The following is a 25,621-nucleotide window of genomic DNA, read 5'->3' on the forward strand; positions in this document are numbered from 1 at the left end:
CCTCATTGATATATGGATAGTGGTTCAGATAGAACCCTAGTTCTGACTTGAAGTCAATAGCGGCTTTGTGGACTGGATACTAACGGTCGCTTAAGCGGTGGGGACTGGACGGGGGGCTGACGCCGCCTCGGGGCATCACAAGTTGATATGGGCCCACTGTTGTCGGTTTTTTGGTTTTCATGGCCAGTTCGGGGAGCCGCTGTGGTTGCATTCGTGAGGGTGATGTCTGGCATCACCGCTTGTCACGCGAGAATGCTTGTTTCCCCAGGTGTCCTCACCTTGAATAGTTCTAGGACGTAGATCACGACCGTCCACCTCGTACACGCGTTACGTTTTCTGCCGAAGTGTTCCGCGGCCAAAGGCGGCCCGGCATCTGGAATTTTGTGGCCGGATTGCGCCGCGTGTGCCGGGACGAGCCAAGGAGACTTTTTATTATGGTAAGTGCTACGCCAACCACGCAGCCGACGGCACGAAAAGAAGAGACCCCGGCCGCCATTGATGGTGCGTGGGATCTCACGATTCGCCCCGCGGCGGCTCCCGCGCAGAAGCTTGTGGTGAACTTTTCCAGTGACGGCAGCTCGGTCTCTGCGGAGATGGAAGGTCCTTTCGGCCGCGCCGTGGGTCAAGGCATTGCCTCTGACCGTGACGTCTCTTGGACGGTGACCCTTGAGGGCTTGCCGGGGCCGTCGCGGTTCCGCGCCGACGTCGATGGTGATGTGTTGCTTGGCGACATGACGGTCGAGATGGGTGTCTCCAAGATGACCTGGAGTCTGGAGGGTGTCCGTAGTGGTTCTGAAGCCCGGATTAAGTCGCGGGAGGGTTCAGATGCGCTCGTCGAGACGCTGGTTTCGAGCGGCGTCGAGTACGTGTTCGGCTTCACCGGAGGGGTGTCGACAGCACTGGAACGGAGCTTCGCCGGAAGCGGCCTTAAAGACTTGAACGCCCGTACCGAGCTGTCGGCGGCATGGATGTCCTATGGCTATAACCGTGTGAAGCGGCGGCCTGCCTCGGCCGTGCTCACTTGGGTCGTGGGAGCTCTGCACGCATCCCCCGTGGTGCACGCGGCGAAGCTCGACACGACACCGCTGCTGATGATGTTCATGGAGAGCGCGGCAGCTTGGGATGCCCGTGATGTCTTGCAGGACGGCACCGACCTTTATCCAGCGTTCAAGCCGTTGTCCAAGTACATCAGGCGGGTTGTCGATGGTGAGGACATTCCCCTGGTCGTTCGCCAGGCGGTCCTCGCGGCCGGCACCGGCAAGTTCGGGCCGGCGGTGCTCGACCTGACGCAGGAGGCGATGTACCAGCGGACGACCGTTAAGACAGAGGCGCTTTCGTGGCCCTCACCGCCGGCCGCTGACGAGGACTCACTGCAGCGCGCCGTAGACCTAATCAAGTCCGCAAAAAGGCCGGTGATCCTGGCCGGTGCAGGCGTGCACCTGTCGGACGCGACCGCCGAGTTGCGCCGCTTTGTCGAGGCCACGGGCATCCCGGTCGTGTCAAGCGGCCCTGGCGGGCGCGGCGTCCTTCCGGATGACCACCCACTTTACGCCGGGGATATGGGCCAGTGGGGCTATTTCGAGACCGGAACGGAGTTTGCTGAAGAGGCCGACCTCTGGATTGCCGTCGGATTCTCCTTCTCGCAGACAGCGACAATGTCCTGGACCGTCAAAAAGCCCGATCAGGTCATCCACGTGGACGTCGATCCGACGCAGCTAGGCCGGATTTTCCAACCGACGGTCAGCATTGTCTCGGACGCTAAGATGTTCCTTGGCCAACTACACCGCGCTACGCAGGTTTCGGGCCTGAATCGACCTGCGGAAGGCGACGCGGACACGCTCGCAAAGATCGCTCAGGCCAAGAGCGCCCACTTTGAAATGCTGCGCTCCTTCGTCGGGGCAGACCCAATAATGCCCGCTGCCGTTGGTCAAGCCCTCGCGGCGGAACTTCCTCCCGAGACCATCATCGTCAACGACGAGGGCTTCATGGCCCCAGGTATGGTCTTCACCGAAGACAAATATCCAGCAGGGTTCGCCTCTCCGCTTGGGTTCCACTACGATTCGCTGGGATCGACACTGCCGGTGGCAATCGGCGCAGCACTCGCCGCGCCCGACCATCTGGTCGTCAGTGTCGGCGGTGACGGTGGCTTTTTCTACGACCTCAGCGATCTGGCAGTGCTTGCCGAGAACAACCTGAAGGTCATTTGTATCAAGTTCAACAACGGTGGTCTGTACGGCGGTAAGACCGGTCGTGCCCAAGGAGGCACCGCCGCTGTCCCACACGATCACTGGACAAACTACGCCGACGTGGATTACGCCGGCGTTGCCAGGGCAATGGGCGTAGCCGCTGAGCGTGTCGAAAAGGCAGATGAGCTGAACGCGGCAATTCGCCGGGGCGTCGAGGCGGACGGCCCATACTTCATCGAAGTCGCAGCAGGAGGAAGCACACTGCACCTCATTCTGAGCTCATGGGCTGGTCCGAACGCGCCGCGCAAATTCGGTCATGGCGATCGATCCGTCGAAGGCTCCTGGCCGAACTAAAAACCAGCACCAAAGCCCAACCGATGACCACGTACCAGAACGAGCAACGATTGAGGCCCCTGGCTTCCCCGGCGTCCTGCAAGGCGCCGAGGAGGCCCGCCCGTTCACCAGCAGCGGCATCGAGGCCAATCCTCATCCACCTTGACGCACCCTCACTGGCTCACGCCTGCCGCGATGCCCAACCCGGCGGCAATCCCCTTGACCAAAAAGTAAACCCGCCGAGGACACCAACCTGATATCCATGAGACGCGTTAACATCAACCCCTTCTCAACGGACTCATGGTGGGAGGAAACTCTACTTTTCGACGGCCCCCGCCCTGACGCTCGCCGGCTTAGGGCCGGGGCTCCGCTATGAGGGCACTTGTGACGTGGCGGGCCCTCGGCTAACGCCCACAACTGGGGCGGGCGCTGGCTTGCAGATCTCATTTTCCGACCGTCTTCAACTCGAACAAGACTCTCGCCGTCTACACGAAAAATTCGATGTGAAATTCCTGTAAGGCCCCTACGCAATTTTGGCAGTCGACGTTAACGGTCCAACGCAACTTGAAGGTTGCGTTGTAACGTTCCCGTCGGCCTCCGGAGAGGTTCCCATGTCTGACCAGTCCCCCGCCGAGATCCTACGCCAGGCCCGCGACCAGCTCCTGGCTTGCCGGACCGAGCCGGAGACCGCCCACCGCACCTTTTCCTGGCCCCGGTTCGAGCACTTCAACTTCGCCTCGGACTGGATCGATGACATCGCATCCGGGGCCCGCGCGGGGCAGCCCGCCTTGGTAATCGTTGAGGAGGATGGCTCTGCGGAACGGCGCAGTTACCGGGAATTAGCCCGACGCTCTCATCAGGTGGCCGCTTGGCTTGCCGGCCTTGGTATGCAGCGCGGAGACCACGTCATCGTCATGCTGGGTAACCAGGTCGAACTCTGGGAGACCATGCTGGCCTGCATCCGCATCGGTGCGCCCGTTATCCCGTCCACCGTGATGCTCAGCCCAGTTGACCTTGCCGACAGGGTCGAACGCGGCCAAGCATCCTGGGTCGTCACCGCCGGTTCTGAGGCTGCCAAGTTCGATGACGTCCCCGGCGACTTTCATATCGTGCAGATCGGCGCCCGAATAGAAGGCGGCACCACTGACCGGGCGGTGCACGACTGGCAGGACTCCTTCGCCGCCCCCCACGACTTCCGCATCGAGGAGCCGACACGTGCAGATGAGACGATGCTGCTGTACTTCACCTCGGGGACGACCTCCATGGCGAAGCTCGTGGAACACACCCATACGTCTTATCCCGTGGGCCACCTCTCCACTATGTATTGGATCGGTCTCGAGCCCGGGGACGTGCACCTGAACGTCGCCTCCCCCGGATGGGCCAAGCACGCTTGGTCCAACTTCTTTGCTCCGTTTATCGCTGAGGCGACTGTTTTCATTTACAACTACCGCCGTTTCGATGCAAAGTCCCTGATGAACCAGATGGACCGGGAGGGCGTCACGAGCTTCTGCGCACCGCCCACCGTCTGGCGTATGCTGATCCAGGCCGACCTGTCCCAGTTGGAAAACCCGCCAACCAAGATCGTGGCGGCCGGCGAACCCCTCAACCCCGAGGTCATCGCCCAGGTGGAGAAGGCTTGGGGCAACCAAATTCGGGACGGCTTCGGGCAGACGGAGTCTACCCTGCAAGTTGCCAACACCCCGGGACAACCGGTGCGCCCGGGGGCTATGGGCCGCCCGTTGCCGGGCTACGACGTCGTGCTGATCGACCCGGACACGGGCGAGGAGTCCGCACAAGCCGGTGAACTGTGCCTGCGCCTGGATCCCCGGCCGGTCGGGTTGACGGTGGGCTACTGGGGCGATCCGGAGCGGACGGCCGACGCCTTCAGGGACGGCATCTATCACACGGGTGACTTGGTGTCCCGCGATGCGGACGGCATCATCACCTACGTGGGGCGCAATGACGACGTGTTCAAGGCCTCCGATTACCGCCTTTCCCCCTTCGAACTCGAGTCCGCTGTGATGGAACATCCGGCCGTCGCCGAGGTGGCCGTGGTTCCTTCTCCCGATCCCATCCGGTTGGCAGTCCCCAAGGCCTATGTCCGGCTCGCGGAAGGCTGGGAACCCAACGAGGAAACCGCCCGTTCCATCCTCCAGCACTGCCGGGACAGGCTCGCCGCATACAAGCGGATCCGGCGCCTAGAGTTCCACGAGCTGCCGAAAACAATCTCCGGCAAGATTCGCCGCGTCGAACTGCGCCGACGGGAAGAACAGATTCATACACATGGCGGGATCGTAACGGCCAAGCCAGATAGTCAAGACCTCGGGGTCGAGTACAGCGACGAACTACTGCGGCAGAGACAGGAGGTCGACAACTGAGGGCGGAGGCTCATGCATGGGGAATCTTTGGCCTCGGCGTGTTGCGTGTGCTCCCATCGAAGCCAGGCGCCCCAAGCTGCTTTTCCTCAACAGGACCAGAGACTTCAAGCGCTACGCAACGCACTCCTCGGACGGCCTCTAAAGCCGTTGTTTAACGCACAGCTAAGCGGAAGCTTCTTGTGAGCCGACATGGTTGATTGACTTCAAGTCAACTACGGCATAGCATCTGGGAACGTGCTCGCGGCCACATTTTCTTGGCCAGCCTCAGTTCACCAGTTGGTGCCGGCACCTCGACGTATTACCCGATAAATCCACGTCTTTAATCCGATAAATCCACGTCTGCAATGAGGGAGACATGACCAAAATTTTCGCGTCCCGCCACACTCACATAAGCACGATTCTCACCCTCCTGCTTGTTGGCGGTGTAGTTTCAGGCTGCTCAACCGATGCAAGCGAATCACCCGATGGCACTGCTGGATCGTCAGACGACATCCTTATCGGGACCATGGCACCAATCGGAACGCCTCAGGCCGATCTCGGTGGAATACCGGCGGCACTCGAGGCCGCCGCTGCCGATGTCAACAAGAACGGGGGCATCAACGGTCGCAACGTGCGGATAGTCACGTGCAACACTCAGTACGGGTCGAACCAAGAACTTGCCTGTGCTCGCCAGCTCGTTAAGGATGGGGTCGTCGCCGTCGCTGGTATGAACAACGTCTTCCAGGGTGCAGCGGTGGAAAAGATCTTCGCCGATGCTGACATCGCCGACATAGCGAATACTGGTCCGCTCGTCGAGGCATATCAGGGGACGAATACGTTTCCGCTGACTTGGGAAACAGGTAGCTTCATCCCGTGCGCGAGTTCCCCGATTGCGGAAGCAACTGGTGGCAAGGTCGTACAGTTGGTTGCTTTCCAAGATCCTGCTTCCGAGCAGTTCGCCAAACTGATGCAACGGAGCGCTGAAGCCTCGGGGTTGAAGTGGAACGACCCTATATTTAATCCGCCTACTGTTTCAGACTTTTCGCCGTATGTTGCAAGGGCACAGGCCTCGGGTGCCGACATTGTAGTGATTATGCAGCTTGGCTCAGGGCCGCAGGCGTTCGTGAAGGCGGCCAGCGCTGTTGAGGCCGACTTTGCAATCTGTACTGCACTGGGCCTCTCGGGCGCGGGTGGATGGGACGGTCTTGGAAGCGCAGAGGAAAACCTTTACGTTGGCGCGACGTTCAGGCCGTTGAGCGAGAGCACAACTGTGCCGATGTTGGAGCGCTTGGTTAATTCTTACGCGGACCTCCAGGCTTCCAGTAGCGACTACGCTGCATACTCCTCTACTAATCCTGCGGACATGCAAGCCCAAGGGGTGGCGGCATGGCTTGGAGTGCAAGCTCTTGCTCAGGTAGCGCGAACAATCGAAGGCGACGTCACTCCGACTAGCGTTATCGGAGCGCTTCCCACCGCAAAGGTGAGCATGGGGGGGATTATCCCCGACATCGATTTTACGAAACTGACGAGCGCGGGTGAATACGAACGTGTGTTCAACTCCGACGCCTACCTGTGGAAGTGGGATGCCAGCAACAATGACTACACGCTTGCCGGTGAAGTCGCGGACACGCTTGAACTGACATCGGGTCGATGATGTGGGCGCATATGTTTTTCCGGACCAACGGCGGACCTAGTGACAGGACGATCAGGTGACTACGACTGACTCAAGCACTCCCCTGATGGAAGCGGTGAAGGTTTCGTCTGGTTATGGATCAGGATTGGCAATCCGCGACGTCAGCCTGGAGGTAAGGCGCGGCGAAGTTGTAGCGGTGTTGGGGGCCAACGGCGCCGGCAAAACCACGACGCTACTGACGATGGTTGGGGAATTGAAGCCGGCCAAGGGCGACGTTCTCTGGCAGGGCGCGAAAGCACAGCTTCCATTGCATCGACTGGCCCGAAAGGGACTTTGCTTCGTTCCCGATGACGGCGGTGTTTTCCGCGGGCTAACGACGCGTCAGAACCTTGCTCTGTCTCGGCACGATGACCGCGACAGCGCGTTAAACACCTTTCCTGAATTGCGTCGCATGCTTGATCGACGTGCCGGCCTGCTTTCGGGCGGAGAACAACGCATGTTATCAGTCGGCCGTGCGCTTAGTTCGCATACCGAACTGATGATTGCCGATGAGCTCTCCCTCGGATTGGCACCCATGACTGTTGGGGTGCTTCTGCGGGCGATTCGACAGGCCGCCGACAAAGGTTTGGGTGCACTCATTGTCGAGCAGCATGTGCATCGGATTTTGGATATTGCCGATCGCGTGTATGTCATGCAGCGCGGCCGGGTGACGCTGTCCATGGACGGGGCAACTGCACGTAAGAACATCGCGGAAATTCAGGCCCAGTACCTCGTATCACCCGATAGCGGAATGAGTAAGGAAAACGCATGACGACACTGACTCGTGCCCATTGGCACGTCCTCTTCAACGGCCAGGGATGGGTAGCCTCAGATGGGTGAAGTACTTCAGTTTGCCATCATCGGTCTGGGTCCCGGGGCCATCATTGGGCTACTAGCCGTGGGCCTGGTGATGATTTTCCGAGGCGCCGGGGTAGTCAACCTGTCGCATGGTGCGTGCGCCATGTTCAGTGGCTATGTGTACGCGCATCTTCGCGGTAGCGATCTGCCGGTCGCGGCGAGTCTCATCTTGGCAGTAGTGATCGCCGCGCTCATTGGTCTGGCGACCGACCAGCTGCTTCTGCGTAGGCTGCGCAACTCCTCTGCGCTCACTCGGCTGATCGCCACCATGGGAGTGCTCCTGCTTCTCCAGTCAGTTAGCGCAAAGATCTGGGGAGTTGTTCCGAAGACGGTCGAATCGATTCTTCCGTCCAGTGCGATACACCTCGGTGGCGTGTCTTTCTCGTCGGACAGGTTGTGGTTGCTGCTCATCGCAATTGTTGTCACGACGATCATTGCCGTTGTTTGGCGGTTCACTCGTCTGGGCTGGATTGCCGAAGGGGCATCCGAGAATCAGCGCCTGGCTTCGACGTTGGGGTGGTCGCCGGAGTTGGTATCCGGAATGACCTGGACTATTGGTGCAGGGCTAGCAGGGCTAGCAGGTATCCTGATTGCGCCCATCTCACAGCTGGACACTCGAACGCTCCCCCTTCTCGTTGTGCCTGCATTGGCCGCAGCGCTGATCGGTGGCTTCAGATCATTCCCGATCACGTTGATCGGCGCCGTTGGCATCGGAATTGCGCAATCTGAGACCGCGCAGTTTGTGAATGTCCCTGGCGCCCCGGATGCCTTGCCGTTCCTCGTCATCGTGATTGGCCTGATGGTGAAGGGTTCCGCTCTGCCTCTTCGGGGCCACTCGTCGGATAGGTTGCCTCGAGTGGGTTCGGGCCGGGTACGGTGGATACCTTTGCTTATCGTGAGCGCCGGCGTTATCGCATTGCTAACCGCTGTGAACTCACTCGACTGGCTCGCTGCACTCACCAGCACAATCGCAGTCGCAACGATCTTGCTGTCATTCATTGTGCTGATTGGTTACACGGGGCAGGTCTCCTTGGCGCAGTACGCCATCGCGGGATTCGGCGCGCTAATTGCCGCTCAACTATCTAAAGCCGGCACGCCCTTCGTTCTAGCGCTGCTTATCGGAGCCGTCGGCGCTGCCATCGTCGGACTCGTATTCGCGGTACCAGCGCTGAGAACTCGAGGCGTCAATTTGGCGATTGTAACGCTGGGACTTGCTGTGGCAGCGTATAGCCTTATTTTCACCAGCACGAGCTTCGCCGGTGGCGTCGGAGGGATCCTAGTCGAGTCCCCTACGATTCTTGGCTTTAGTATTGACCCTGTCCTATATCCCCAGCGCTATGCCGTGTTCGCGTTCGTGATGTTCGTCTTGCTGGCACTGGGTGTCGCAAGACTTCGCCGCAGCAGCGTAGGACGAATGCTTCTCGCCATTAGGGACAACGAGCAGGCTGCTGCGTCCAACGGTGTGAACATCCTGGGTGGAAAACTGGTCGGCTTCGGCATTGCAGGCGCGATAGCGGGAGTGGGCGGCATCGTGCTTTCTTTCCAGTCGCAGGCGATCGCCTTCGGTGGCTACGATCCCTTAAGTTCGATCAGCATGATGGCCTACTCGGTACTTGGGGGCGTGGGATATCTATTCGGGCCACTCTTCGGGGCTACGTTGTCCCCAGGCTCGCTGGGGGCGATCATCTCCCTGAACTACCCGGAGACCACCTCGTGGCTGCCGATTATCGGCGCTGTCGCTCTCCTGCTGACGATCCTGATAAGCCCCCATGGCTGGGTACATGATGCGCTTAAGCCGTTTAGTGCAGTTGCGCGATGGTGGGATTTTCATGTGTCGGTCGGGTTGGCAAAGCTGGGCCGGACGGATCGCGACACTGGCGTGAAGGTCAATGCCACCGATGCGACTTCTGATACTTCTCGACCACTGCCAAAGGGTCTGAGCGTGGGCGACATCACGGTTCGCTACGGTGGAAACATTGCCGTCAATGCGGTTGGGCTCGCTGTGTCTCCTGGAAAGATCGTCGGGCTTATCGGCCCAAATGGTGCGGGCAAGACATCTTTCATGGACGCAGTGACTGGCTTCACTCGAATTGGTGGTGGCACAATCAGGATGAGTGACGTGGACCTAACACGTTGGCCCGCATATAAGCGGGCGCGTGCGGGATTGGTTCGATCCTTCCAAAGTCTGGAATTGTACCCGGATCTGACAGTCCGCGAGAACGTGCTTACCGCTGCTGACCGACACGACGCTCGGGGCCTCATCAAGAACGTTATCTCTGCATGCGGCTCGAGGCTCGACGATCATATGCAAGAGGTGCTAGATGATTTCGGGCTGGTGGGCTCACTGGACCTGCTACCAGAGGAAATATCTTACGGACAACGACGTTTGTTGGCCATTGCCCGGGCTGTGGCCGCACGCCCGTCGGTCCTGCTGCTTGACGAACCTGTGGCAGGCCTAGACGATGCCGAGTCGGCGGAGTTCGCGGTCGTATTGCAGAAGTTGGCTCGCGACCGAGGTATCAGCATCCTCGTGATTGAGCACGATATGAATTTTGTCATGGGTATCTGTGACCAAATCGTGGTCATGGACTTCGGAACAAAGATCGCTGAAGGCGCGGCGGAGGAAGTGCTGAACAATAAGGCAGCGATTGCCGCCTATTTAGGCGATGAAGCTACTGAAGCCGATGAGACCGCGATTTTCGAATCATCGAGCTAGCGTCTGCACGCGGCTGGCGAGTCTGAACGGCCGGGCTGATCGGACTTCCCAATCCATCGCTAGATAGTTCTCCTTGGGTGTCCGGTTTAGGTTGTATATGGGTCGGCCATGCCGATGTATTTGGTGGTGGTGTATTAGGTGATGCCTGGGAGCCGCCTTCACGGCCGAGGCCTGATTGCTTGATGCCACAGAAGGGGGCGTCGTTGAAGCCCACCATTCCGAACTCGATCTGTTCCACCATGCGCAGAAGCGGTTGAAGTGTCGGCTGCAGAGGAAGGGGCGAGGCCATATGCACTGGCATTGGCTAGACGGACCGCCTCATCCTCAGTGGCGAAGGTCGTGACGGAAGTGACCCATCCAAAGATTTCCCGAAAGGGATGTCAGCGTTCAGCCCTAAAGCGCACCTGGGCGTCGTGCGCCGCTTTGGCGTCCGGCTGTCGCTGGGCTTCTTGCCGGTAGCGGGCAAACGTCTCGGCGATGCGTGAGGCGATCATCGGAGATTGCCGCATTCCGTTGTCCAGAAAGTCGTCGATGACCTCTGATGGCCACTCGCCCAGCCCCTTTTTTAACGCCTGTGAGGATTGGAGTGGCTGGTCTGGGATTGGCTGGCAGAGTAAGTGCAGGCCGTTCCACCCGGCGGTCGTGACTCATTAAACGCTTGGCCCCGGCTCCTGTTCGGGTGTCCTGTTATCGACATGTCCGTCTGCTGGGTTGGGCGGCCGGCACCTGCCCGGCCCACCTCGGTGACTTGATCAGAAGATTGTCCGCCTCCGCGCGGGGGCGTGGCTCGTCACAGTGCTGTTCCGAAGTGACCTCTACCCGGACTGGTACCGGCCCGTAACGGCCCTGACCATGTCCGCTAAAGAGGTAGGTGCCAGAACCGCTATGACAATCGTTGCGCATTCCCACCCGTTTGTCGTGGGTGTCGACACCCACGCCCGGAAGCACGTCTTCGCCATCATCGCCGTGCCCAGCGGTGAACGGATTGATAGCCGGGATTTCCCGGCGACGGGGGCCGGCATCACGTGCCATTGCTTGGGTTGCCCGTCGCACCGAAGCGGATCTGGCCACCCTGTGGGTAATTGAGGGCGCGGCTTCTTATGGTGCCGTGCTGGCCGGCGCTGTCGCAGCTGCTGGCTACCAGGTCGCCGAGGCCACTCGCATGGATGCCATGCCCCGTCGTGGGGTTGGAAAGTCGGATCCGCTGGACGCGCACCGGATCGCTTCTGCCGTCCTTGCCTTGGAAGAGAATAAGTTGCGCCGGCCGCGGTTGAACGAAGGGGTCCGCGCAGCCTTGCGGGTCCTGGTCTGTGCACGTCAGTCGATGACAACCGACCGGACCAGGACAGTCAATGCGTTGACCGCACTGCTCCGGACCAATGATTTGGGTTTGGATGCGCGGAGCTCGTTGACCGGGAGCCAGATACTGGAGGTGTCCAGGTGGCGGGCCCGTGAAGAACCGCTTGCGGTATCGGTAGCCCGCTCCGAAGCCGTTAGGCTCGCCAAGCGCATCGGCGACCTTGATGGTGAAATCAAAGCAAACGGCTCCCGGATCAGCGAACTGGTTCAGGTCAGCGAAGCCGCGCCACTGCTGCAGGAATCCGGCTTCGGGCCAGTCACGGCAGCCATTTGTCTCACCGCTTGGTCTCATCAGGGCCGGGTACGTTCCGAGGCAGCTTTCGCCGCCTTGGCCGGAGTCAACCCCATTCCCGCGTCATCCGGAAATACCATCCGCCATAGGCTCAACCGCGGCGGCGACAGGACCCTCAATAAAGCGCTGCACATGGTCGCTCTGACCAGGATGGCGTTCGATCCGGAAACCATCGCATATGCAGCAAAACGGCAGGCAGAAGGGCGAACCAAGAAAGAGATCAGACGGTGCGTGAAACGCTACCTCGCCCGGCGGATCTACCGCACACTCAATGCCAACAGCCTGATGCCATCGCTCCGTTGACAACCATAGAAGAGTCGATAACCGGCCTTTTGTGAAGCTTATTGCCTGAGGCAACTTTTCTCGGGAACCGGCAGGCTGACCTGAACTAGCAGATTGATTCCCTGAGCTGTACCAGCTGCTTCATGGAAGCTGCCGGTCTTGGACAGTGAACTCACCAGCAGCGGCGCCTTGCACCAGATGGCCAACCTGCCAGGAATTCATTTTCCCCCAAGCGAACGGCCGCAATAATGCCGCAACGAACCGCACGCTTTAGTTGAAAGAAGGAGAGAAAGCTCTGCCGGCACTAACTTCAATGCTCACTGTCAAAGTCGAGGACGCCTCGTCAAGGGACCGACAGCTGGAGCACGTGAGTTCACTGCTGCGCGAGAAGGCCACGGATTGCGGCATTCTCGTGACCAGGATGGACTTCACAACATTCTCGATCGCCCTCACCCCCGATATCCCGTTCGGATTCACCATGGAACGCGATTTGCTATGAAGGAGAGCGGGCATGCGTACACCAAGTGATCCGTACCTATTAGAAGAAGATCATCTTGAAGAGGTGGAGAAGCACCCCCTCTTGGCCTGGACAAGCATCAAGCCAGGGGACGTCGTGTCACTTCAAGTGCCGGGGATCGGGGATTACGTCGGAACAGTTGAGTCCAGTACCAACGACGGACTCATTATTTGGACCAGAGACGGCTTAAACGAGAGGAGACTTTTCCACTTTCGTGACTGTGAGTCCCTACGTCTCATGAGCTGATTCGCGTCGCTGCTCTCTTGCCAGAAAGCGAGCTCGAGCCAGGGGGTTGATCGGCTTGCGCGACTCGGCGGCGCCGACAGGACGATATCAGGCCTTGACCTAACCAGCTTAGGGAGTGAGAGAATAACGCGGCCTGCCAGCTACGTTCACGGCTCCCCTTCGATCAACCTTTCCGTAGGCCCGTCTCACACCTACTCCGAGCCGTTAATGGACCTTCCATCAAGCTAGGGCCGCGGGGGCTACGGCACAACGGCGGCGCCGGCAGGGGAGCGGTTCACTGCAGTTTGGCGTGGCGCAGGTACTCGTAGACGGTCTCCTGCTGATTCCGCAGTCATGGGCAAGCAGGGCTTTCGGGACACCGCTGCGGGCGCGCTGGACCAGTTGGGCGGCCCTTTCCGGTGTAAGGGTCTTTTTGCGTCCTTTGTAGGCGCCGCGCTGCTTGGCCAGGGCGATGCCTTCCCGTTGGCTTTCCCTGATGAGGGAGCGTTCGAATTCGGCGAAGGCGCCCATGACGGAGAGCATGAGGTTAGCCATGGGGGAGTCTTAGCCGGTGAAGACCAGGCTCTCTTTGACGAACTCCCCCCGCACGCCCTTGCGGGTCAGGCCCTGTACGAGACCATGTAAGTCATCGAGGTTGCGGGCGAGCCGGTCCACGCTGTGGATTATGACGGTGTCACCGTCTCGGGCGAACACCACAAGCTCCGTGAGCTGCGGCCTGGCGATTTCCCGGCCGGAGGCTTTGTCCGTGAAGACCCGGTCTCCGCACCCCGGCCCCGGTAGGATGCTGGCTGAGCTATCTTGAGTCAAGGGGTTCCAAGCGAAGATGCCACGAATGACGGCAGAAAACGGCCCCTTTTGCAGGCCCCCGGCCATTTTAAAGAGCCGATAATAAAGATTCTATAAAGCTGCGGTCAGAAGAGAGATAAAGGGGCTCTTTCCGGGCCTGTCGATGGACGGCCAGCAGGGTTGCCTTAGCCTTCCCAAACGACGGAGTTTACGGCGCAGGGTACGACCATACCCAGCCACCGGCGCTGAATGGGTCGAAGGACACTTCGCCAGAAGGTGAAGTTACGTCGAGGAGGACCAGGCCGTTCAGTTGTTCACCCTTGCTGATCTCTGTGGGTAGGAGCCGGGACCTGTCGGCGAGACAGTTTTGGCTGCTACCCGAATCGACGGTGTTCATTCGCGTGCCATTAGCGGCGTAGCCTTTCCAGTGGTAAGGGTCAAAGCTAATGAAATCCTGACCGCTACTAACCAAGGGACCGATGAAATCGCTCGTAGTTGAGATCTCTACGTTGATCGCGATCATGGTCCCTGTCGGAGGAGTCGCGTAAGGCGCGTCGCATGTAATGGGCTGAATCGACGTCACCTTGAAGGTCAAAGTGGGAGTGTCCGTCGCCTTATTCCCCTTCCATGCCGCGGTCTCACCGGCTGCCTTGATTATTTGGCCGCGAGCGTTCACGTTGCGGCTAGGTGTTGGAGTGGGTGTCGGGGTGGCGGTCGGCGTGCCAGCTGGCGGTATCGAAGCAGCTGGCGCCGCCTGCGGAGCCGGAGACGAGCAGGAACTGAGAGCAAGGCCCAGAAAAAGGGCTCCGGCGATGGCGCGAGAAGTATTCATTTTTCCCCATTTAGAACGACGAGACACGTCATCATAGCGACTCCCATTCAATCGCTCTGAATCATGAACGGGAGCAAACACCACGAGTTCTCGTTGCCCCGCGTTTTGGGAGGCTGGGGCGAGGCCGATAGCTGATATTCCGTAAAGCTACGGCAAGAAGGGCGGCTCGGCGGGGGAGGAGGATCCCGCGAGCCTGGCCTGGCGCAGGTACTGGTAGACCGTCTCCCTGCTGATCCCGTAATCATGGGCAAGAACGACTTTTGAAATGCCGCCGCCAGCCCGCTTGACCAGCTCGTCCGCCTGCTCCGGGGTGAGGGTCTTTTTTCGCCCTTTGTACGCGCCGCGCTGCTTGGCCAGGGCGATCCCTTCCCGCTGGCGTTCCCTGATGAGGGAACGTTCGAATTCAGCGAATGCCCCCATGACGGAGAGCATAAGGTTGGCCATGGGGGAGTCCTCGCCTGTGAAGACCAAGCTCTCCTTGACGAACTCCACCCGCACACCTTTGCGGGTGAGGTTCTGGACGAGGGCGCGCAGGTCATCGAGGTTACGGGCGAGCCGGTCCATGCTGTGAACGACGACGGTGTCCCCGTCACGGGCGAACCGCAACAGCTCCGTCAGCTCAGGTCTGGCAGTGTCCCGGCCGGAAGCCTTGTCAGTGAAGACCCGGTCCAGAACCTGGCCTTCGAGCTGGCGCTTCTCGTTTTGGTCCAGCGTGCTGACCCGCACGTACCCGATCCGCTGTCCGGCCACCGGCGCCTCCAACCCTCGTCCTGTCAGGTTGAGTTCTAGGCCTGTGCCAGAAGAAAGTCAAGACTACCGCGCGGGATCGCCAGGACGGGGTGTACTTGCAGGACAGATTTGCAAAAACGCATCTTGACGACGAAGGCCTCACCTTCATCGCAACAGCGCCGAACCCGGCACGGACACGGCTCACCCTGCTCACTAGTTGGGCCGCAAGAGCGCGATACGAGGCCAACCAAGCTACCGGTGGGCGGGAAGAACCGGCACCTCGGCTTCCCTGAATCAACCTTGAATTCCTGATGTCTCCGCGCTACTGACGAAGTTTCGGTCTTGAGGACGGAGTCTCATAGCGTCCTTGCGCTCCAAGGGCCTATTCATGTCTCTCGGGAGACTTCTTGCCAAACCAGGGCTGACCATCGAAATCTGCATCAGCGATTCCTCCCACCTTCGCGTTTATGAGGGTCGGTTCGTGAAGGTTTTTGGGGACGTAGCTTCCATCATCGGGATGGTGGTAGAGGTACTCTCGTGCGTGCTCCGCGGTGTGTTCGTTAAATAGCTTCTCCGTAGCCGCTGTGCCAGCCTGTATTCGGTCCGCATCTCCTCTCAGAATCGCGGCTCTCATTTCCTGCACGCGCGGATCGTCGATGTCGTACTGCTCGACCATCACCATGGGATCACTCATCAAGAGGCCGATCTTTCGTGTGAGGGGGAAAGTGATACCCCAGGCGGTCGCAAAGCCGACTCCCTGCCAGGCATCGTCCGAGAGGTTGCGAACAAGGCTCACCGGGGCATCGGAGGTGATAAGCGAGCGAGTTTTGAAGCGGATGAGCGACCACGGGCGAGCGGCTAGGTAGGGCGTGATTTGCTCGGCAGTATCCAGCAGATGCTGGATGTGCTTTAGGTTTGAGAACCTAATTGGAGGCCCTCCAGGTTGCGTCGCTTGATCCCATAGCCGGTTCGCTTCCTGATCTGTGGCCTCAAACCCAAGGTTTCTCTTGATCCAAGACTTCGCGTGGGGGCGACCGCCCGCTCCCATTTCGAGGCGAACCATACTCGCCTGTAAGTGCTCTATTGTTCGACGAGTGTCGGGGCCTCGCACGTGCTGGAGAGCGGCATAGTAGGAGAGCTTCCAGCGGTCCACTTCGGGGAGTGGGAACTCTCCTTGTATTACCCTACGGATAATTGCCAGTCCTTCCCCCTCAATACTGCTTAGCGCCGCTTCAAACGCACCAGGCTCGTCTAGTTCCTCCACTCTGTAAAAGTGTGTCTGGGCCGCCACGTTCTTCACCGAGGATGTATATGGCTGCCGACCCGAGTCGAGAGGCAAGACGGTGATGCGTTCCTTCTCCGTTGCGAATCCGCGAAGATAGCCTCGGGGCACGTAGTGGTGCAGCTTCCCGCTACTGTCTTTGCTCGTCATGTCGACATCATGCCACTCAGGCCGCAGCGCAATTGGTCATCCTGCAGAGTCGCGGGTCTACTGAAACTGACGCGAATCACCTCGCCGGGACCCTCCAGGGGATCCCCTCTTCCCGGTAGCCTTACATAACGTCGGCTATCAGCCAGCGACGTTTCCGCGCGCGCTATTGCCCTTGGGCTGAACTTGAGAGCGGGGGATCACTTCGGTTGGATGCCGGGCAAAGCCTTGCGCCGGCAAGCGTCCCTGCGGAAGACTCGGGGAACGCATGCTGAATTTGATGGAAATTTGGATGGCGGGAAATCAGGGAAGAAGGAGGCAATGATGCCTCTTGCCTGTCTGGCGGCAAAGATGCGGCCTCAAGATCCCGCAGACCGAAAGGATCGCAATGGCAGGAATATTCGAACTATTTGTCGATGCGGAATCAGCGTTTAGGTTCCGGCTGACAGCACCGGACGGCACCATCATGGCAGTTTCCAAGCCCTTCGATACCAAGGCGGACGCCGTTGCCGGCATCGCCGCCGTGCGCGAGTACGCAGGCATGGGACTGATCACCGACCACTGCACAACGTCCACAAATGCCGCGCAGCCAGCAGCCTGGAGTGATGCTGCTGGCCAAACTGACGATTCCCCGTGCATGCCAAAGATCGACTTCCATGTACGCGCCAGGGCGGTTCGCAGAGCCGTCTCCGGCCCCCACTGGGCCGGGGCAATACACAACCTTTCCTGAGCGACGGTAAGAGCTTCCCTGCCTCCACTTTTCGGCCGGTTGGTGAGCCGGCGTATTCGGAACCTGCGGAATACTGCTTCAATTGCTCGACTTGGCCTGCGAGGAGGTGGGTCGCCCCGGGTCGGTGATTGCTGGTTGTGAGTGGTTATGCACTAAGTGCTGCGCGGGCGAAGGCTTGCCCTGGCCCCTTGACGGTGTTTGCTTCGAGCCCGAGGCGGTCGTCGAAGATGCCGAGGTTCAGCAGGACTTCTCGGGCGTCCACGAGGAGTCCTTGGACGGTGTTCGGTTCCAGTTCGGCTCCGGTGCGGGTCCTCCAACCGAGCGCACCAAGACCGAAGCAGACAGCTTCAACGTAGTCAACCCAGCCGGTTCGCTTTCCTGCCGCGACCTCGAGGAGGAGTAACAGCGTCGCGTCGCGCTCGGAGTCGTGACGGTGCCGGTGGGCGATGGATCGGGCCAGGAAGAGCCACAGGCCTGCGGGATCATCGAGCAGCCGCTTGGCGGCGGTTGTGAGGACGAGCCTGCCTTTGATTTTGCGGATCAGACCGAGCCGCTGAGCGCTTTCGCGCAGCTGAAGGACGGGCAGGGTCTGGTCCTCGCGGTTGGCTTTGCCGATCCAGTCCTTGGCCCAGCCGAGCTCGGTCATGGCCTCGCGGACCACGGCCGGCGGCAGCCAGCCGGCAGCGGTGAGGGACAGACCGTCAGGCCCGATGCGGCGGGTGAGCCAGAGATAGGGGGCGGTCATCGCCTCGGCGACGTCTACTTCGACCGTTGCGGGGCCGTCGAGGCCGGCCGCGTGCAGGTATGAACGGAATTCGCGTCGCAGACCGGGAGGCATCCGGTTCGTGAGTTCCCGGGTCAGTGACTCGCTTCCGGGGCCGGGTTCGTTGGGGGCAGGGAACAGCAGGTCGAGCTCGTTGTTCACCGCATTAATGTCCAGTTGTTCCGGGTCGAATTCCTGCCATGGCCCGGCTGTCCAGGTGACCCATGCCTTCAGGTCCTCGTGCTCGTCGTGGGCGGGGTCCGCGAGGGCGTCGAGGAGGTCGTGGTAGCCACCGATGCCTCCGGAATCTTCCAGCGGCGCCCGCCTCTCCCCGTCCACGAGCCGCGCCCTCGGGGTGTTGGCCGGTATGGGGAGGTTTCCGGTGAGTTCGAGGCGGTGGATCCAGCCGTCTCCGAAGTCATATTCATAGAAAAGGGGACCGGACTCCGCGGTAAGGATCTGGCCCAGGGTCCAAGCCGTCTCCGGGAGGTCATCGTCACTGTCCTCGAGCAGGTCCTGGGGGACCCAGCGCCGTGGTTCGCGCACGATCCCGTTGACGGCGCGCAGACGAACGTAGGGATCGGTGTCCGTGAAGGAATGCAGATGCGAATCCCGCCAGCCAAGGGCCGTTTGCAGGACCTCATGCACCCTGTCCATGGTTAGGGAAGGGTCGATCTCGAGGAGCCGCCAGATAGCCGGGTCACTGCCCACAATCGTGACATTCATCTGTAGCAACATCGACCCGGGATCTTCGTCTGCAGCGCGTATCGTCACGGCACTATCCTGCCAGTCCCAGCGTGGGGGAGACATTTGCCCTGGCTCGAGGCGTCCGCTGTGCTACCGCTGGTTGAGGCCTAGGTGTTACCTGAGCATTAGCAATCCAAACAGACTGGGGCGAGTCCCTGAGAGCGTGCAGAGGCTTCGTTTCAAAAGCCGCTGGGCAGAGGATCGCTTGTCTGCCGCTCGTCCTCTTAGGAAGACCATGGGCGGTTTCACGATTCCGGCGAATGTGGAGAGGCCCTGGCACAAAGCCTGAGCCGCAAGTTTGCTGTCTAGTCGATGCATTGCCGGATTGGACGTTTTGGAGGATTGCTGGTCGCTGCGGTCATCTCCCATGAGGCCGTGGTTCCAGAACCGCCGGAGCACCGGGCCCCGTGGGAAGTGGGGCAGACCGCTTCATCCGGGTTCCGCTTTTTGACTAATCTGTTGCCCGCACCGGGGCTGGCACGTAGGCTCAACATGTGAGTGGCGGGGACGGCAATCTGAGAAGCGGATCCGGCTCGCGACCCGTGAAGGAAATAAGCATGGCAACAGGTACGGTCAAGTGGTTCAACGCCGAAAAGGGCTTCGGATTCATCGCCCCCGACGACGGAAGCGCTGACGTGTTCGCACACTTTTCGGCAATCGCATCCAGCGGTTACCGCTCCCTGGACGAGAATCAGAAGGTTCAGTTCGACGTTACCCAGGGCCCGAAGGGTCCGCAGGCGGAGAACATCCAGCCGCTCTAACGTGGTTCTCGGGAAGCTGGCCGGCTGCGAACCGGCCAGCTTTTCTGTTTTTACCCCGGCCCCGTTGCCGGACGCATAGTGGCAAGACCACAATGAAGGGTCCGCCAGTCAAAAGGTGATCGTTCTGAATGTCCAACCATTCCCTAACAGCAGCAGCGGCTGGTCTGGGCATCCAGAGATCCAGAACCACTGTCCGAGCTCCGTGACTTCGGACTCCTTGCCTGCTTCAGCGGAATAGCACGGGCTGCATGAGACTTGTTCTAAATGGGGCGTCGACGACCGGCCGCCCTCGCGAAAGGACCTCCTTGCCCATTGCCTTTATTCCGTTCACTATGCGCGCTACTGTCCGCGAAGGCCACAAGCCCTCCTTCCGGACAGACATAGAACGGCTCGCCTCCGGCCATCGTGGTTGGGCCCCGCTTGACGTCGTCAAGTCCACCAACACTCAGGCTCTGCTGCGGGGGGCGGTTCCGAAAAGCGTTCACACCGCCAGCGACGCGAGCCTTGCCCGGTACCTTAAGGACCGCCTTGTCACGGACAAAGACATTCATTTGGATCTAACAGTCAGTATCCAGAGGTAGCAGACGCGCCAACGTAAGCCCCGGACTGTACGTCCGGGGCTTTTCCGTGTGCTCGAGGCCCCCAGAGCAGGGCACTTGAACTTGTGCTCGCCGCCACCGCCCATACGTCCGCTATCAGCCGACGGGTCACCCTTGATTGCTTCACCCTTCTGCCTTTCTATACAGCGCCGAGAGGGATATCCGTGGCGTCCTGCCAAGTAGAGCCTTCCGAAGTCCGGACCTCGGTGCTGCGGACAGCCGGATTGAATCCATAGGTCTGGAGGGTAGACATGTTGTCGCCGGTATCGAACCTGTCCACTAGCGCCCATTCTGGCGCAAGCCCCTGCCCTTTAGCGTGCCGGGGCGGCGGTGGTGAGCGTGCGGGTTGCCAACTCCCAGCAGTTTCTCAGGTTGCAGGGGTCATAATGAACCGAAGCTCCGGTCAACCGCTATTTGACCGGAGCTTCGCCATTGCTCATCGCAGCGTGTTTCTAACGCGTCGAGCGCCTATTACGTCTTGACGTATTTATTGACGTGCGGGTCGAAGTGTTGGCACGCACACTTCAAGCTCCCCGACATCGCTCGCGCACGTTTTGAGGAACAACCGTGTAACCGTGTACGTTACAGTCTCGTTCGAAGTGAGCACGAGAGAGACAAGAGAAGGAAGAAGCACTTACGTGGCAGCCGACTATGATGAAGTCCGCTCCGACGTCAAGGAATCCCAGGATCGTTCGCTGGAGGACCTACAGTCCGCGAACGCCCCGGATGCCCGCAGCGTCGTCACCGAGCTGGACGAGGCCGACGCCCTCGACGAAGGGCTGACACCTGGCGGCGAAATCATCTCCGACGAGCTCATCGTGCAGGTGATTCCCCAAGGCGCTGACGAGTTCACCTGCTATTCCTGCTTCCTCGTCAGACACAGGTCCCAGCTCGCCCGCGAAAGCAACGGCCACTCGTACTGTATCGAGTGCGAAGGCTAGGCCCACTGCGGCAGCGGCAGCATCCGGCAGCACGCGGTCAGCGGACAGACCCTCCGCTAACGGTAGCTGCGGCCTTGGGGTCGACTACGCCTCGAACGGCGCGGTCCGCCACTCCTGCCAGTTGTGCCCGGTGCTGTTTCGCGCGTCGATGAGGCCAGCGCCGGCGTCGTAGGCGTAGTGGATGAAAGCCGAGATCTCGGTGCTGTAGTTGTATGACTCGACAAGTGCCTGCGAACCATCTGGGCTATAGAACACTTTGATCTCAACCTGCCGCTGTGAGAACTGCTGCTCCAGTTCCCGCCGGGCATTCTCCACGGTCCTGGGGAGGTCAGGCGTGGGCGTTTCGGCGGCCTGGCCACCGGCGTGGGGCAGGTGCCCGGTCCGTGTCGTGGACTCCCTGGCCAAAAGCCCGTCTCCGTCCTCCCAGCCATTTCCGCTGCTGGTGTGCATCCAAACTTCCCCGCCGGAGGTCTCAGTGTCGTAGCGGCGAAAAATGGGCACCCCGTCGTTGGCGCCGTAGGTTTCGATGAGCGCCTCCTGGCCGTCCTCGCGATAGAACGCGCGCACCTTTCCGCGGTCGGCCGGGTGCCCGGACTCAATCTCCGGGATGGCGCTCTCAATGAGGCCCCTCAGGGCCAGGCTGCGCCGTTCCCGCAGCGCTTCCCTGCGGGCCGTTGCCATGCTGAACTTTGGCTGCAGCCCAACAGGCTTGCCCTGCGGAATTTCGCCCGCGCCGAGCGGTGACCAGGTATGACCGTCGTTATGCTCCTGCTCCAGGCCGGCAACTTTCTCGTCGACGGCGGCGTTGATGAATTCACTCAACGAGCTAAAGCCGGTGGCCTGCTGGGTGTTAAGGAACGCCGCGCGCATGCGGTCCGCAGCGCCTTGCTCCTGATAAAAGCTGGTCTTGCGCCGGTACTGAAGCTGGCGCGCCCCGCCGGCCTCAAGAGTATCTGCTTTCGACATCATTCCCTAATAGTACTATTAGGACTGCCGCTGCCGAGGGTTCTGATGCGGCGTGTTTCTTCCGGACGTGAAATAGCCCTCCGTGCTGATGCCGGTATAGCTGGGCATAATGCTCCTCGAGCTCGGTCAACCCCATGCGCACGAGGCTCCTCGCGAATTTGTCCCCGGGCTTCTCAACGGCATCTGGAAGGCAATCGCATCGATTGATACCGAGGCCTTGATTTTTGCTCCAAGGGGCCCCTTCTCCCTCCAGCCTTACATAATATCCACTATCGGCTCTTCAAAATGGGCGGGGGAGTACCCGCAAAAGGGGCTGATTCCTGCTGTCGCTCGGAGCATTTTTCCCCGAAGTCCGGTAAGTCAGAACAGCTTAGCCAGCGTGCGGTTCACGTCGGCGATGTCTAGGAACGCAGGGTCAAAAGGCTCATCGGAGCCTGTCATATCGGCCACCCAGGTAGAGTGTTCGGTGTGGTCAGGATGGCCCGGGTCGTCCAGGGCGTCCATGATCTCCTCGTAACCGGGCAATCCTCCAGAATCTTCGAGCGGACCGCGTCGGGCGCCGTCGATCAACCGGGCCGGCGACGCGCCTTCCTCCACGGACCGTCGGGACACCAGTTCGAGCCGGTGAAGCCAGCTGTCACCGAAGTCATATTCGTAGAACGCTTCGCCGTGGCCCAGCGCGAGTAGCTGATCCAGGGAGCAATCCTCGTCAGCTTGTCGCCTGGTTCTTCACACCCCTGCTGTGGAACCCACTGCGGGACTTCCGGAATTTCGCCGTCGACGGGCCGCAGCGGCGCGAACGGGTCGCTGGTTATAAACCTATGGAGGTGCGCGTCCTCCCAGCCAAATGCTGCCTGTGGGACCTGATGTACCCGAACTTGCACAAGCAGCTCCTGGGTATCGCGACAGGCAAGTACGACGCTGTAGTCATCGACACGCCACCGATGAAGGAACAGCGAAGCATCGTGCTCTCGTGCTCAGGAATCGCCCATGGTCAAGGACGGGTGGCGGACCACACCCCGGGGTGCGCTGGCGTACCTGGAATTCCTCGAGGGACTGGGGCATCAGCTGACCCCGATCGAGGAAGTCATGGTCAGAGGGCGAATCGCCGATCAGGTCTTCGACCTCGATTGACCGACACCCCACGGTCCGGGACGGACACCACCGCCCCGGACCGTGGGACCGATCAGAAATCACCGCGAAAACGCGGTGTCGGCCGCACCCCGCGCCGAACAATCCAACCGACATCGCCACCTGCACCCAGCGGCGCGGGGCGCGGCCGAAAAGGAATTACGTGACGGCTACCCCTGGGGAATTACGCGACGGTCGACATTTGGCCACTTCATGATGCGTGACCGAAGACTCCGTGGCGTGTTTCTTGCTCACCTGACAAGGAATCCGCCATCCACTGGCAGAGGTACGCCGGTTATGTACCGAGACTCGTCCGAGGCCAAAAACAGCAACGTATTGCTGATATCGATCGGCTCCAGCCAAGGAATGGGGATTGCATTAACCGCCCGGTAGGGCGAGTCGGGAGCTGTTCGCTCCTCCAAGGAGGGGTTCACCGCGTCCGGCATGAAGAGCTTGATCATAGGCTCGCTATTCATCATGTCGGTGTGGACCTGCCCGGGGCAGATCGCATTGACGCGGATGTACTGGGGGCCGAGTTCTAGGGCGAGGGTTTTCATCAGGCCGATAACGCCGTGTTTGGCCGCAACGTAATGACCGATGTTCTCGTATCCCACCAGACCGGCTCCAGACGAGGTCAATATGATCGAGCCTCCACGCCCGCCAGCGACGATGTGCGGAACGCTGGCCTGGACGGTGTTGAACACGCCCGTCAGGTTCACATCGATCATGTCGCGCCACTGATCTCCGGTCAGGTCGAGGACTCGTCCGAGGGAGCAGATGCCAGCGTTGGCCGAGACGATGTCCAGCCGCCCAAGCTGTTTGACGCCGTCATCGATGATCGTACGTAGCGCTTCGATGTCGCGGACGTCTCCAATGCCGCTGACAATGCGCCGGCCGGCACTCTCCACGAGGCGTACGGTCTCCTTGAGATCCTGCTGGGTGGCCATCGTGTGTGCAGCGGTGTCAATGTGATCACAAATATCGATGGCGATGATGTCGGACCCTTCCTCGGCCAGGCGGAGGGCGTGGCTGCGGCCCTGTCCACGCGCTGCTCCGGTAACCAGTGCAACTTTTCCGGCAACTCTTCACATTGTGCATCTCCTTCGTTGTGTTGTTGTTTTTGTCTGCGACCCGCTCTGGGGACTCTTCACCGGTCTTCGGCCTCAAGTAGAGCGGATTTTCGAGAGCCCCTGGTCTTCGTCGATCGCCGATATCTGCCAGCAGCCCACAAATCTTCGCCTATGCATTTTCGCATTCAACGCATGCATAGAACGGCCATTGCAGCATTCTGCAGATTGAATCTACCCACTCAATAGATGCTCGCTGCTCGCTTGCGGTCGCAGGTTCACCCTGTGAGCTCCTCAAGATTTAGTGGGCGCCGGGGCGTCCTCTGGCACCACGAACCCGAAGGAGGCATGGGCTGCCGTGCCCATATACATCAGCTCGACGTTGAATGTGCCCTCAGCCTCGCTGACGTAGTTGACCTCGACGTCAGGACTCAGGATCAGCTCGCGGTGCAGGGTGTGACCACCCTCGGCCACGCGAGCACGTGTCTGAAGGTAGGGCTCTTTCTCAGTGCTGCCGAGCGCGATGTTGAGTATCCCCTCGTCGCAGATTCGGTAGTCGTCGGGTCGGGGGCGAGTGTGCGGATAAAGCACCAGTTCGATGACGCTTCGACCATCGGTCAGCGCCATGACCTCCGGTGCGCTGTCAGCAAGCCCCCAAAGGGCTTCGTGCTCCGAGGCATTCAGCGGATCTGTCGGGCGCAGGCCGATCGCATCGACGAAGAAGCGGCGCGCCTGCTCGACGTCCGGCACGGTCACCCGCACGCCTCGCACCGCTGCGTTGGTGTCCGGCCGCACCGGAACGCCCGAACTCACCGCCGGATCGTCCTCCATAATCTCCACCAGCGTGCCGTTGGGGTCAGCGACGCACGCGCGCCTGCGTCCGGGCGAGCCGATGGGGTCTATCTTCGGGTGTGTGCCGAGGGCGGCGAGCCTGGTCAGCGTGCCATCGAAGTCCAGTACGTGAACCATTAGCACGTTGTAGCCAACGACGTCGGGGGCCCAGTCCGCCGCACGGGGCCGCGGAGTCGGCTGCGTATACGAGAACAGCTCCAACTGCATGAAGTCGTTCCGGTCGATGGCCCAGCGCATATCCAGCGCAACCGTCGGCAGGTCGATCCCTTGCAACTGGGCGATCTCCGGTCCGGCGAAGGATGTTCCACCCGCATCGACGAAACCGAGTCCTTCAACGTACCAACGTGATACATCCGCCAGGCTGGCACGGCCACTTAAAGCGATTTGGTTGATCAGCATCATTACTCCTCGTTACGAGTGAGTCTGCCGACGCCACTGCCGGCGATGACGACGTCGTAGACTTCATTCCA

General features: G+C 60.3%; 20 protein-coding genes and 3 pseudogenes. 11 read left to right on the top strand and 12 right to left on the bottom strand.

All coding sequences use genetic code 11. The features are described from left to right. Positions 1-434 precede the first annotated feature (434 nt). From FBY31_RS22330 to FBY31_RS22350, 5 genes are all read left to right on the top strand, one after another. The gene (locus tag FBY31_RS22330; protein ID WP_142045961.1) at positions 435-2,540 is read left to right on the top strand and encodes a thiamine pyrophosphate-binding protein; all 2,106 of its coding nucleotides are present in this window, start codon (positions 435-437) and stop codon (positions 2,538-2,540) included. A gap of 590 nt (positions 2,541-3,130) precedes the next feature. Continuing rightward, on the top strand, positions 3,131-4,897 hold the full coding sequence (locus FBY31_RS22335; RefSeq protein ID WP_142046011.1) for an AMP-binding protein: 1,767 nt from the start codon (positions 3,131-3,133) through the stop codon (positions 4,895-4,897). A 355-nt stretch (positions 4,898-5,252) separates the two neighbouring features. After that, the gene (locus tag FBY31_RS22340) at positions 5,253-6,530 is read left to right on the top strand and encodes an ABC transporter substrate-binding protein (protein ID WP_142046013.1); all 1,278 of its coding nucleotides are present in this window, start codon (positions 5,253-5,255) and stop codon (positions 6,528-6,530) included. Positions 6,531-6,585: 55 nt separating this feature from the next. Next, complete coding sequence (locus tag FBY31_RS22345) at positions 6,586-7,320, top strand: ABC transporter ATP-binding protein (protein ID WP_200833502.1); 735 nt, start codon at positions 6,586-6,588, stop codon at positions 7,318-7,320. 60 nt (positions 7,321-7,380) lie between these two features. Beyond that, positions 7,381-10,122 carry a branched-chain amino acid ABC transporter permease/ATP-binding protein gene (locus FBY31_RS22350; protein WP_142046015.1) on the top strand — a complete coding sequence of 914 codons (2,742 nt, stop codon included), beginning with the start codon at positions 7,381-7,383 and terminating at the stop codon, positions 10,120-10,122. 158 nt (positions 10,123-10,280) lie between these two features. Here FBY31_RS22350 and FBY31_RS22355 read toward each other — a convergent pair whose 3' ends face one another. Both FBY31_RS22355 and FBY31_RS23620 read right to left on the bottom strand, forming a co-directional pair. Further along, positions 10,281-10,487 (bottom strand): aldehyde dehydrogenase family protein, encoded by a 207-nt coding sequence (locus FBY31_RS22355; RefSeq protein ID WP_235013261.1) that lies wholly within the window; start codon positions 10,485-10,487, stop codon positions 10,281-10,283. A 15-nt stretch (positions 10,488-10,502) separates the two neighbouring features. Then, on the bottom strand, positions 10,503-10,631 hold the full coding sequence (locus FBY31_RS23620) for a hypothetical protein (RefSeq protein ID WP_268815665.1): 129 nt from the start codon (positions 10,629-10,631) through the stop codon (positions 10,503-10,505). A gap of 376 nt (positions 10,632-11,007) precedes the next feature. On the opposite strand from FBY31_RS23620, the pseudogene FBY31_RS22360 reads away from it, so the two are divergent. After that, positions 11,008-12,076: pseudogene (locus FBY31_RS22360) on the top strand (IS110 family transposase). A gap of 292 nt (positions 12,077-12,368) precedes the next feature. Then, on the top strand, positions 12,369-12,554 hold the full coding sequence (locus tag FBY31_RS22365; protein ID WP_142046017.1) for a hypothetical protein: 186 nt from the start codon (positions 12,369-12,371) through the stop codon (positions 12,552-12,554). Between the two features lie 538 nt (positions 12,555-13,092). Here the strand turns inward: FBY31_RS22365 and FBY31_RS22370 are convergent. From FBY31_RS22370 to FBY31_RS22385, 4 genes and pseudogenes are all read right to left on the bottom strand, one after another. Then, positions 13,093-13,577: pseudogene (locus FBY31_RS22370) on the bottom strand (recombinase family protein); the annotation flags it as partial. Between the two features lie 235 nt (positions 13,578-13,812). Beyond that, complete coding sequence (locus tag FBY31_RS22375) at positions 13,813-14,127, bottom strand: hypothetical protein (protein WP_142046019.1); 315 nt, start codon at positions 14,125-14,127, stop codon at positions 13,813-13,815. A gap of 456 nt (positions 14,128-14,583) precedes the next feature. Continuing rightward, on the bottom strand, positions 14,584-15,186 hold the full coding sequence (locus tag FBY31_RS22380; protein WP_142046021.1) for a recombinase family protein: 603 nt from the start codon (positions 15,184-15,186) through the stop codon (positions 14,584-14,586). Positions 15,187-15,547: 361 nt separating this feature from the next. Next, entirely contained in the window at positions 15,548-16,597 is a 1,050-nt protein-coding gene (locus FBY31_RS22385; protein ID WP_142046023.1) for a DUF4238 domain-containing protein, read from the bottom strand. Between the two features lie 385 nt (positions 16,598-16,982). On the opposite strand from FBY31_RS22385, the gene FBY31_RS22390 reads away from it, so the two are divergent. Beyond that, positions 16,983-17,324, top strand: coding sequence for a YegP family protein (locus FBY31_RS22390; RefSeq protein ID WP_142046025.1), 342 nt, complete (start codon positions 16,983-16,985; stop codon positions 17,322-17,324). A gap of 145 nt (positions 17,325-17,469) precedes the next feature. Here the strand turns inward: FBY31_RS22390 and FBY31_RS22395 are convergent, their stop codons facing one another. Then, entirely contained in the window at positions 17,470-18,813 is a 1,344-nt protein-coding gene (locus FBY31_RS22395; RefSeq protein WP_235013254.1) for a plasmid pRiA4b ORF-3 family protein, read from the bottom strand. Positions 18,814-19,391: 578 nt separating this feature from the next. Here FBY31_RS22395 and cspE point away from each other — a divergent pair. Further along, on the top strand, positions 19,392-19,595 hold the full coding sequence (gene cspE, locus FBY31_RS22400) for a transcription antiterminator/RNA stability regulator CspE (protein ID WP_104046164.1): 204 nt from the start codon (positions 19,392-19,394) through the stop codon (positions 19,593-19,595). Between the two features lie 738 nt (positions 19,596-20,333). Here cspE and FBY31_RS22920 read toward each other — a convergent pair. Further along, positions 20,334-20,474 carry a hypothetical protein gene (locus FBY31_RS22920; protein WP_160142519.1) on the bottom strand — a complete coding sequence of 47 codons (141 nt, stop codon included), beginning with the start codon at positions 20,472-20,474 and terminating at the stop codon, positions 20,334-20,336. Between the two features lie 358 nt (positions 20,475-20,832). Between FBY31_RS22920 and FBY31_RS22410 the strand changes: the two genes are divergently transcribed. Next, entirely contained in the window at positions 20,833-21,135 is a 303-nt protein-coding gene (locus FBY31_RS22410; RefSeq protein ID WP_142046031.1) for a DUF4193 domain-containing protein, read from the top strand. A gap of 84 nt (positions 21,136-21,219) precedes the next feature. On the opposite strand, the gene FBY31_RS22415 is transcribed toward FBY31_RS22410, so the two are convergent. Together FBY31_RS22415 and FBY31_RS23510 are read right to left on the bottom strand one after the other, a co-directional pair. Beyond that, entirely contained in the window at positions 21,220-22,104 is an 885-nt protein-coding gene (locus FBY31_RS22415) for a ParB family protein (RefSeq protein WP_142046033.1), read from the bottom strand. Positions 22,105-22,461: 357 nt separating this feature from the next. Beyond that, positions 22,462-22,797, bottom strand: a complete 336-nt coding sequence (locus FBY31_RS23510) for a plasmid pRiA4b ORF-3 family protein (RefSeq protein ID WP_327436944.1) — start codon at positions 22,795-22,797, stop codon at positions 22,462-22,464. A gap of 294 nt (positions 22,798-23,091) precedes the next feature. Here FBY31_RS23510 and FBY31_RS22925 point away from each other — a divergent pair, with 294 nt between their 5' ends. Then, positions 23,092-23,235 carry a hypothetical protein gene (locus FBY31_RS22925; RefSeq protein ID WP_160142520.1) on the top strand — a complete coding sequence of 48 codons (144 nt, stop codon included), beginning with the start codon at positions 23,092-23,094 and terminating at the stop codon, positions 23,233-23,235. A 248-nt stretch (positions 23,236-23,483) separates the two neighbouring features. Here the strand turns inward: FBY31_RS22925 and FBY31_RS22425 are convergent. Beyond that, positions 23,484-24,302 (bottom strand): annotated as a pseudogene (locus FBY31_RS22425) (mycofactocin-coupled SDR family oxidoreductase); the annotation flags it as partial. Between the two features lie 291 nt (positions 24,303-24,593). Then, complete coding sequence (locus FBY31_RS22430) at positions 24,594-25,553, bottom strand: VOC family protein (protein WP_142046035.1); 960 nt, start codon at positions 25,551-25,553, stop codon at positions 24,594-24,596. Between the last annotated feature and the right edge of the window lie 68 nt (positions 25,554-25,621).

Origin of the sequence: Arthrobacter sp. SLBN-100 (assembly GCF_006715305.1) — a bacterium.
Classification (GTDB): Bacteria; Actinomycetota; Actinomycetes; order Actinomycetales; family Micrococcaceae; genus Arthrobacter.